Origin of the sequence: Algoriphagus sp. oki45, from assembly GCF_036245605.1 — a bacterium.
Lineage (GTDB): Bacteria > Bacteroidota > Bacteroidia > Cytophagales > Cyclobacteriaceae > Algoriphagus.
In genome coordinates, this window is sequence record NZ_BTPC01000017.1 from 1 (window position 1) to 415 (window position 415).

The window sequence follows — 415 nt, forward strand, 5'->3', positions numbered from 1 at the left end:
AAAATATCTACGTAAGAGGCTTTGGAAGTTTCCTCAACAAGAAAAGAGCGAAGAAAATCGCCCGAAACATTTCTAAAAACACGGCAAAACTGAATGACGAAGAAAAAAAACAGGGTTTTAAAAAATAAAAAAATTTTATTTAAAAAAAAAAAAAAAAAAAAAAAAAAAAAAAAAAAAAAAAAAAAAAAAAAAAATTAAAAAAAAAAAAAAAAAAAAAAGAAGTATAGAAAAAGTATTTAAGTAATGTTTTGAAGATAAAAAAAAACGAAAATAAAACTGAACCAGATTATCGTATAATCGAAATGGAAAAAAAAAAAACAAACATAAGCACCAATTCGGGTATAGAAAAGGCGTGCTTACGGCTTAATTAATGAATGCATTTAAACTAAATAACATTCGGGCTAGTGGACAAAGA

Annotated in this window: 1 pseudogene; it reads left to right on the forward strand. The window is 24.1% G+C overall.

Going from position 1 to position 415, the window contains the following annotated elements:
• Positions 1-244: pseudogene (locus AAA942_RS20385) on the forward strand (hypothetical protein); the annotation flags it as partial.
• Positions 245-415 lie beyond the last annotated feature (171 nt).